This is a genomic window from Flavobacterium branchiophilum NBRC 15030 = ATCC 35035, assembly GCF_002217205.1.
Taxonomy (GTDB): domain Bacteria; phylum Bacteroidota; class Bacteroidia; order Flavobacteriales; family Flavobacteriaceae; genus Flavobacterium; species Flavobacterium branchiophilum.
In genome coordinates this window covers 1,912-10,637 of record NZ_MUGT01000170.1, presented here as the reverse complement: position 1 = coordinate 10,637, position 8,726 = coordinate 1,912, and the positions used below count along the sequence as shown (strand labels likewise).

9 protein-coding genes are annotated in these 8,726 nt (G+C 32.9%); 2 read left to right on the top strand and 7 right to left on the bottom strand.

Annotated elements, in window-relative coordinates:
• Nucleotides 1-175: 175 nt before the first annotated feature.
• The 7 genes from B0A58_RS15190 to B0A58_RS15165 are packed head-to-tail and all read right to left on the bottom strand — an operon-like array spanning nt 176 to nt 6,304.
• Nucleotides 176-1,192 carry a hypothetical protein gene (locus tag B0A58_RS15190; RefSeq protein ID WP_089081748.1) on the bottom strand — a complete coding sequence of 339 codons (1,017 nt, stop codon included), beginning with the start codon at nt 1,190-1,192 and terminating at the stop codon, nt 176-178.
• On the bottom strand, nt 1,164-2,798 hold the full coding sequence (locus B0A58_RS15185; protein WP_089081747.1) for an NAD(P)/FAD-dependent oxidoreductase: 1,635 nt from the start codon (nt 2,796-2,798) through the stop codon (nt 1,164-1,166). The genes B0A58_RS15190 and B0A58_RS15185 overlap by 29 nt, the downstream gene beginning before the upstream one ends.
• Nucleotides 2,773-4,293 carry a polyamine aminopropyltransferase gene (locus B0A58_RS15180; protein ID WP_089081746.1) on the bottom strand — a complete coding sequence of 507 codons (1,521 nt, stop codon included), beginning with the start codon at nt 4,291-4,293 and terminating at the stop codon, nt 2,773-2,775. Before B0A58_RS15180 ends, B0A58_RS15185 begins: the two co-directional genes overlap by 26 nt.
• Entirely contained in the window at nt 4,286-4,501 is a 216-nt protein-coding gene (locus B0A58_RS15175) for a DUF350 domain-containing protein (protein WP_089081745.1), read from the bottom strand. The genes B0A58_RS15180 and B0A58_RS15175 overlap by 8 nt, the downstream gene beginning before the upstream one ends.
• 17 nt (nt 4,502-4,518) lie before the next feature.
• Complete coding sequence (locus B0A58_RS16570; protein WP_165766363.1) at nt 4,519-4,695, bottom strand: hypothetical protein; 177 nt, start codon at nt 4,693-4,695, stop codon at nt 4,519-4,521.
• An 11-nt stretch (nt 4,696-4,706) separates the two neighbouring features.
• Nucleotides 4,707-5,939 (bottom strand): DUF4178 domain-containing protein, encoded by a 1,233-nt coding sequence (locus B0A58_RS15170; protein WP_089081744.1) that lies wholly within the window; start codon nt 5,937-5,939, stop codon nt 4,707-4,709.
• Between the two features lie 2 nt (nt 5,940-5,941).
• Nucleotides 5,942-6,304: an S-adenosylmethionine decarboxylase family protein gene (locus B0A58_RS15165; protein WP_089081743.1), complete on the bottom strand. Its 363-nt coding sequence runs from the start codon at nt 6,302-6,304 to the stop codon at nt 5,942-5,944.
• Nucleotides 6,305-6,850: 546 nt separating this feature from the next.
• On the opposite strand from B0A58_RS15165, the gene B0A58_RS15160 reads away from it, so the two are divergent.
• The gene (locus B0A58_RS15160) at nt 6,851-7,456 is read left to right on the top strand and encodes a hypothetical protein (protein ID WP_089081742.1); all 606 of its coding nucleotides are present in this window, start codon (nt 6,851-6,853) and stop codon (nt 7,454-7,456) included.
• A 218-nt stretch (nt 7,457-7,674) separates the two neighbouring features.
• Nucleotides 7,675-8,541, top strand: a complete 867-nt coding sequence (locus tag B0A58_RS15155; RefSeq protein ID WP_089081741.1) for a glycine-rich protein — start codon at nt 7,675-7,677, stop codon at nt 8,539-8,541.
• The last annotated feature ends 185 nt before the right edge of the window (nt 8,542-8,726 follow it).

Here is an 8,726-nt window from a genome sequence, read left to right as displayed (position 1 = left end):
GCAAGTTGGGTTAAAAACAAAAAAGATTGTAACGAAAAGCCCGACCCCCTTGTGGGTAACGCCCTTATGTTTTTTATTTTATTACTTTATATTAATATAATTGAGAATAGTATTATATTTTGTTGTAAAAAAATCGACTTTGGTAATAAGTGGTTTTTGAAATGGTTCCAAATACTTATGTGGCATAATTTTTTTTCCAAATAAATCCGTCTAAAATGTAATGAGTAAGTTGAGGTACTGTAAGCAAAGGCACTGTTATGAAGTGTAAGGCATTGGCGTTGAATGAGATGGAAAGGTGTTCTTGCCAAACGAGTATGTCCCACAAAAACTCTTCGGAAAAGGCTAAAAAGAGTAGGAAGGTGATGAACCAAATGAATTTGCTTTGAAAAAGGGCAGGAATGTTTTTTGGGGACAAGGTTTTTGATGCGATTTCGTTGATGTAAATTAAGGATATGTAGGGAATTCCGTGAGATATGACGTTTAGAACGGTAAAAATAAAGTCGTTGTTGAAATGTACAATGGCCAAATACCACGAAAGAATGGTGCTATAAATAAGGATATTTTTTGGGAGATTGAACTGTTTTTTTGTGATATAATTGTAAATAATATACAAGGTATAGTAAGTAATAATGATGTAATAACTTATTTTTAATATTTGAGCAAGCGCTGGGTTTTGGTAATGAATAAATTCGTTTGCAACAAACCAGTTGAAATTTCGGTTGTTGGACATCATCCAAAAAGACATAGGGTATAGTGTTGCGGCATAGATTATTATTTTGTCTGATACAACAGCCAATGGGGTTTTGATTTCGTGTCGAGCATAGAGTCTCATAAAACCATATTGTTGTTTAACAAAGTGAAAAACAGCAATATAAGCCATTATAGACCAAAAATATCGACTTGCAAAAACAAATAAAAGTACACTAATTAATAGACTAAACAAGGGTGTTAGGGTAAGTAATTTTTTGTTTTTTTTGAAATTATTTGAATGACAATAGGTTTTGAAAAGGGTGGCATACACGTGGGCAACATCTATACCGATGATGATAACAATCCAGGTTAGCATATTGTAATGATTGCCCCATTTGATACATTGATTTTGAAATAACAGTGTTAAGATACTGACAACTATTGGTGGCAATAATATAAAGAGGCTGTCTGTTTTAGGGTTTTTTATCCAATGCTGTGTCATGAATGATGCGGTTTACGATATTGATGCCTTGATGAAAAGCTTCTTCGAATATAGAAATACCCGAAAGGTCTGAATGTGCAAAATAGATGGTTTTTTGAATAGGTTGAGCTACTTTTTGAATGTTTTTTCCTAAAATAAACCCAGGAATGGGACTTATCATTCCGTGGCCAATAAGGTGTATATCAATACTTTTGGTGATGGCTTCGATGTGTGTGTGGGCAATTTTAAGATCGTCAAAAACCATTTGAGTCCAATATTCTTTGCTGTTTTGGTATAATTTTTTACGTGATTTTTTGGTATTTGAGTCGGAAAAACTGTAATAATATGTAATTACTTTATATTTTTCGGTTTGATTGAGGTTTTGGTGTTGGTCGTACACATAACCTAACCCATTTGCACCATGAATGACGTTGTCCCAAGCGAGTGGAAAGCCCGTTGTGTCTAAATCGTTGTCTATTACCAATGTGGCTAGGAGCCATGGGGCATAAACAAAATTTTGTGCTAAGCTTTTTCTGTCTTCTATGAGGTATTGGTTTACAAACTGTGGTGTAGCCATAATAATTTTGTCGGCTATGATGGTTTTTGAAATATTTTTTGCATCATCATACACTTTTGCAATGCCTTGGCCGTTTTGGATGCTAACGTGGATCACTACATGTTGTTTTAGGCTTTTTTGAGTGGTATATTTTTGTAATAATTGGGCGAGTTTGGCATTGCCCTCTGGCCATGTTAATACAGCATCGTATTTTTGATTGTATTGGTCTGTTTTTCGTGCAGCAAAATAATGAATACCAGCCCATGCAGACACACACTCGATGCCTAATCCAAAATCGTCTCTACAACAATAATCTATGTAAACTAATAATGTATTGGCATTTAAATTTTGACTGAGTAGCCAATTTTTCATTGTTAAACGATCCAAATAATCATATTTTGTATCGCTACTTTTATCGGATATCGGAATGTAAAAATGGTATTTTTGATCATGCCCTTTTGCGTCACGAAAGGTTTTCATTAGATCAAAAAATCGATCAAATGCTGCTTTTTCATAAACTGTTAAACCAAATTTTGGTATCAAATCCTCTTGCCACTCATTTTTAAAAAACAATCGTTCTTGTGGTGCTAAACAAAGTTGTGTTTCGTCAAAATTGGGTATATTTTCTGCATCAAAACCTGTAATAATTTGTTCTTCATGAAGAAAATCAATCAGTTTTTTGTCGTCTAAATTGGGCAATGGCAAATAATGTGCTCCAAGCGGATATTTGGAATAGTCATTTTGTCCAGAGGCAGCGTTGCCCCCTAAATGTTTTTCTAGTTCAATAGTCAAAAAATCATTTTCGCCTTTTTGAGTTAAATGTCTAGCGGCACTTAGCCCCGTGATGCCGCCACCCACTATGAGGTATTTTGTTTTGATTGTAGCTGTTGGTTTTGGAAAATTTTGTGTCCACAATCGATGCCCCAATAGGTGATTGGTTTTTGTTAAGTTTAGCAAAAGTTGTACAACCTTGTTTTTGCAAGCGTTCCAAAAAGGTACTAGCAATATTGTGGTACCGATGCTTTTTATAAAATGTCTTCTCGAATTATTGTATTTTTCCCCACTCTTCATCAAAATACCGTACTAAAATTTGATTGTCTAACTTGTTGATCATAATGTCTTTTGCCAGCATATCGTTTGTAAATGTATTCCATTTTTCAAACTCAAAGTCATAAAACCGAAGACCATTGAGGCGTCTTTTTGGAAAGTAAAAATTACTTTTAAATCCATGAATGCCAATGCTATAACCCCATTCGCCAAACGATGGCACATACGCATGGTAAGCCTCTATTTGATGAAATATTTTTGACATTGTTTTGTTGATACACCAAAATGATTTTGGTGCAAAATAGGGAGAAGTGGTTTGTACTACAATGACAGCTTCTTTTTGTAATATTTTTTCTAGCGATTGATAAAAATTCAACGTGTATAATTTGCCTAAACTATAATTTGATGGATCGGGAAAATCGATGATGACAACATCAAAAGTTTGCTTGCAATTTTTAACAAACAAAAAGGCATCTTGGTTGCGTACCGTAATTTTGTTGTTGTTTAACGAATTATGATTGAATTGGGTTAATATACTATTGGTTTTAAACATATTAGTCATACCTTGATCCAAATCGACTAAAGTAATTTTTTGTACTTCTTTGTATTTCAAAACTTCTCTTGCAGCTAGCCCGTCGCCACCGCCTAAAATTAACACATTATGAACAGATTGTGCTATCGACATTGCAGGATGCACTAAGGCTTCGTGGTAACGGTATTCGTCTAAGGAACTAAATTGCAGGTTGTTGTTCAAATACAATCTATAATCGTTTTTATCATGTGTCAATACAATTCTTTGATAAGATGTTGTGTGGCTATAAATGATGTTTTCGCCATACAATTTGCTTTCTGAAAATGATAAAATATAATCCGAAAAAATGAAAACGAAAAGCAAAATGGCAAATGTTGTAAGGGCTTTAAATTTTAATAGCACACTTTTTTGAAGCTCTTTTGTTAAAACAAAACACAATACAATGGCTATGCTTACATTTACCATACCAAAAAACAAAGAGGTACCCACAATGCCCAACTTGGGCACAAGCCATATTGGGAATAATATAGATGCTAATAATGCTCCAATGTAATCAAACGTAAAAACATTGGAAACCAAGTCTTTAAAAGCCACTTTGTTTTGTAAAATATTCATCAACAATGGTATTTCTAGTCCAACTAAAATACCTGTAATGGTAATTAATACATATAAAATAAGTTGAAAAGACAGTGCACTCTCAAAAAATAAAAATAATATAACGGAACTTAATCCACCAATAAAGCCCAGCAAAATTTCTATTTCTATAAAAGTTTGCAATAAATTGTTTTTGAAAAATTTAGCAAAATAAGAACCCAATCCCATAGAAAACAAATAAACGCCAATGATAAACGAAAATTGTTTTACAGAATCGCCCAGCAGGTAACTGGCCAAAGCACCAGCAACCAATTCGTATATTAAGCCGCAAGTAGCAATTGTAAATACCGCAAAAAGCAGTAAATATTCAAATACTTTGGGTTTTTTATCCATGTATTGCCGCACTAATGATCATCGAAATTCCTATTATAAATGCTCCAACAATGATGGCTAATGCAGTGTTTTTATTTTGTGAAATTTCTCTCCAAGTGTTTTCGGGTGTTATTTTTTCTATAATAAAATAGGTGCATAATAAGATGAGTATCCCAACTATCGAAAAGACAATGGAATTCAAAACGAGTTTAATGGTAATAGTGTCCATATTGATTTATATTTATATTATTTATGATAAAAATGATTTCTAGCTCCATGGCTTCTATTGGTAGCATCATTGTATTTTTCGGTTTTTTCACAATCGCATATTCGCTTTCCTGTAATGGTATTATATAGATAAAAACTATATACAAGAAGTCCTAATGCAATTGGTATTTTGTTTTTTTTAATAAACTGTATCATTTTTTATACCTTTATTCGTTGTCATTATAGGGTGAATAATCGCTGTTGCTCCATCTATTTATTTCGTAAAACCTTGAAAATAAAAAGAGTATTAACAGTAAAATCAACATCATTATAACGGTTATTTTTATATTATAATACGAATGTTTGTTCAAAATGGTTTGAACCATTATTTGCTCTGTTTTTATATCGGCACTGTCTTTTAAAGGTGTCATTACTAAATGGTATTTTCCTTTTGGTATTGCACAAAGCGTAAATTTTTCTGTTTGACTACCTTCACTCCAACTTTCGCCATCTGTATAACCACTATAATATTCCATATCTTTATTAGCATATACCTCTTCGTTTGTAAGCTCATTAATCAACCCCACCGAAATATTGGCCCAGTTATTATCAATGTCGCTACTTACTTCAAAAGTCAATTCAGATCCGTTTTCTTTGATCTCAAATGACTGACTTGAAACAGCATTGTCTTTTGTTTTTGTAAAATTCAAAACCGTATTTGTAATAGGTACCTCATTTTTAGATTGGTTCCAATACAAGTGCGTTAATAGCATCATGATGGTTATAAAACAAAAAACCAATACCGTTGATTTGAAATGAATCAAAAAGGGTTGTACCATGCCAATCCCACTTTTACTTGGCAGTTCCATTGTTCCAAATGCTTTTTTGATAGCCGATTGGCTAATGTGCTTGCCAAAATAAACGGTTTGTTCATTAGGTAATTTTTCGACAGACAACATGAAAGGCGGATTTATATATTCTATCAATTGAAATTCTTTTGAAATGTCAAAGTCAAATATCCCTTGTGCTGCTACTACATTTGGTCGTGATTTTTCAAATATTTGGTATTTACTATTTTGATATGTTATATGTACAGGATTTCGAACTACTTTTATAGGATACTCTATTTCTTCCAACAATATCCAATGTCCATCACATTCGGATAAATAAATAATACTTCCGTCCACGCTTCGCAACACATATTCTGTCCAATAAAAGTTGCCAGTTGTTTTTTTTACAATTGAACCATTTATATAAAATTTTTTATCAAAAAAAATACCTTCCTGAGCTAATTTCAATGTCAAACGATCTTTCAAATTTTGATATTGAATTGTTGTCTCCCAATTGCCATTACTATTTTTGTATCCCATTTGACAATTTGGACAAACAAACGAAACAGCCTCATAAATTTGGTATTGAGGGGTAGATGTTTGGCACGATTTACAATGTATTGGTATCATAGCTATCGGTTTATTTCAATATCTTTTATAATGGTTGCTTCAAAATATTCGGTATATTTTTGAGCTATCGATTGTACTAAATGGCTGTTGTCCTTTTGATAATTGCACAGATAAATATCCAATGTAAGTTGGTTAAATTCTGGCCAAGTGTGCATACAAATATGCGATTCTTTCAAACAAACAGCAATTGTAAAACTCTCATTTTCAAAATGATGCAATACTATTCCCACTTGATGCAAATTGTTTTCTAACAAAATGGCATCTGTAAATAATTGAAATGCCGCACTATTGATAAGCTTTTCAGTATCTTTTACATGTAACGTAAGCAATTTGTGCAATCCTGGCGAATAGTCTATGGTGTTCATTCAAAAATAAATAAATTTCTTTTTTTGTACGTCATTTAATAAAATTTTGTTACAAAAATATATTTTATTTTTTAAAAATGTATATTTATTAAAAAAAAATTCGATTATTATTATTTATGAAATACTATTTGACTATCAAATTTAGAATTACTTTTCAACCTTCTAATATTCACATATTGTTAATAAAAGTTTATTAAAAAATATTTGGGATAGCATCTACTAAACTACAAAAAAATAGTATAATAATGAAACGGTGTTTTTTATTAATTGTTTCAATAGTATTTATTTTAAATTTATTAATATTAATAAAGTTAAGTTGTGTAATATTTATAATGTTATAGGTTAAAATCATGTTTAAAATAATGAATAATTGGTACAGATTAAATGTTGTTTTTTATGTAATAATAGCGGCAAGAGGTTTTAATTGTACGTTTAATAACAATGAATATATTATATATCGATAAGAACTCTTTTTGCTTTGAAATGTTTTTTTAAACTTTATTATTTTTTAAATTTGTGCAATTAAGTTTTAAAAAATCACGTCAAATGAAGCTAAGAAATAAAGCATTTTATTCGGTTGTTTTTACTATTTTTGGAATATTTATCTTATATGCTCAAGTAGGAATTGGAACAACAAGCATAGACAGTTCAGCAATTCTTGAGGTAAAATCTTCAAGTAAAGGTATTTTAATACCCAAAGTTGCTTTAGCAGGACTCTTGGATTCAACTACTATTGCTTCACCAGCAACGGGATTATTGGTTTACAATACCAATACATCTGGAACAGCACCCAACAACGTTTTTCCGGGTTATTATTATTATGATGGAGCCAAGTGGGTCGCTATATCACTTGGTGCAGGTACCAAAGTTAATATTCAAACAGCCGCCTATACTTTATCCATAAACGATACCAAAGGTGTACTTATAATAAACAGTGCTACTGCGGTAAATGTTACTGTTCCAACGGGTTTGCCCGAAGGTTTTTTTTGTCAAATTATACAAAAGGGAACAGGACAGGTAACCGTTGTAGGAGCTTCGGGCCTAACGCTCAATTCAGCTAATGGTTTCAAAACCAGGGTGCAAAATAGTGCTATTGGTGTTGTTTTGGAATCCACTTCACTTGGTTATATTTCGGGCGATAGCACTTTTTAATTGATTACAAAACCCATTGAAAAGTTACATTTTTTTTGTTTTTAATTTGCTTTTTTGTTGTAATTGTTTTGAATAAATATAATTTAGTAATTTATTTTGTATTAAAAAAATAAATATGTAGTAGATACGAATTGAAAATAACGACATGTAAGTTTCGGTTAAGAATAAATTATGTAATAATAGCCTATTTAACTTTTTAATTAATAAATTTTACGTTTATGAAGATAAAATTTTTTAGCATTTTTCTACTGTTAAGTCAGCTCTGTTTAGGACAATTAAATGCTGAATTTATTGCCATGAAACCCCTTTATGTACGTCCTATTACCTTTAATTATACTGGAAGCATGCAAACCTGGACAGTCCCTTCAGAAGTATTTAGTATTCTGATAGAAGCCGTGGGTGCTCAAGGAGGTAATAATGGTGGCTATATTGGTGGCAAAGGAGGTAAAGTAAATGCGATACTCAAAGTAACGCCTGGCGATGTTTTGTATATTGTTGTTGGTGGGCAATCTACCACTATGAATGCCGCTTATGGATTTGGAGGGGCGGGTGGTGCTTTAGTTGGTTATAGCACCCGTTTTGGTAGAGCTGGTGGAGGTTTGACGGGCATATTTTCAAATGCAACCGTTTCACAAGCCAATGCGCTCATCGTTGCCGCTGGTGGCGGTGGTGCCACTTCTTATCCTGCTGCAACTTATGTTGATTATGGTGCGGGTGGTGGACTTACTGGAAAAAATGGGTTTAATAATTTTCAATATGGTTACGGGCAAATTTGGGGTTTGGGTGCAACTCAAACTGCAGGTGGAGCACGTGGAATACCTTCTGATGCCAATTATATATTGCCTACAGCAGGTGCTGCACTTCAAGGTGGCACAGGCGGATCTAGCAATGCTGCAACAAGTTCTGGATGGACAGCTGGCGGCGGCGGCGGCGGTGGCTATTATGGCAGGGGTGGTGGCTCTGCAGGCGGAAACGCTCAAGGTAGTGGCGGCGGAGGCTCTTCGTATGCTATTCCATCGGCTATTAATGTATTGCATACAGCCAATTTTAGAAGTGGCCATGGCTATTTGAAAATTAATTATTGAAGCTCCAACAAATACATTTTATACAATTTGTTGCGTTTTTTTGTTTGATGAGACTAAAGGGTAATCCACTAACAATTAGAATAAAATCTATTTCAATACATATTTTTGAACGTTCCCCAAGGGTCGGACTAACCGTTTCAAACAACGTTCATTAAACTCCAAAAAAATATAATACCAAATATATT